This window comes from Mesorhizobium sp. M7A.F.Ca.AU.002.02.1.1, from assembly GCF_003998535.1.
GTDB lineage: Bacteria > Pseudomonadota > Alphaproteobacteria > Rhizobiales > Rhizobiaceae > Mesorhizobium > Mesorhizobium ciceri.
On the sequence record NZ_RZPB01001499.1, the window covers coordinates 1 to 423 of the forward strand.

The following is a 423-nucleotide window of genomic DNA, read 5'->3' on the forward strand; positions in this document are numbered from 1 at the left end:
CATCTGATGTATGGAGGTGTCCGGCCGGCTGAAATATCGAGCGTTCGACCACGGCCGCCCTGTTTGCGCAAGATCGATTCCGCGCTACCTCTATCCCAGCGCATCGCGCCTGGATTGTGTTTGTGTAGTTAACCCGGAAAGAGGCTCCTGATGGCATTCGCATTGCTGGACCAGATACGTCAGATATTCGACGGCGACCCCGGCGTGCGCAAGGTGGCGGACGATCCGGTCCTGTCGGCGGAATTGCTGATGCTGTTTCGCATGATCCTGGCCGACGGGTCGGTCAGCGAGAGCGAAATGGTTGCCTTCCGGCGCATCTGCAAGGACGCCTTCGGCATTCAGGAAAGCAGCATCGACAGCGTCATCGAATATCTCAACGAGTTCGGCTACGAGACCAATGGCTCGCAGGCGATTGCACTGTTC

1 protein-coding gene is annotated in these 423 nt (G+C 58.2%); it reads left to right on the forward strand.

Going from position 1 to position 423, the window contains the following annotated elements; all coding sequences use genetic code 11:
• Positions 1-150: 150 nt before the first annotated feature.
• Positions 151-423, forward strand: a 273-nt coding sequence (locus EN879_RS38590; RefSeq protein ID WP_206521127.1) for a TerB family tellurite resistance protein, incomplete at its 3' end; no start/stop codon positions are given.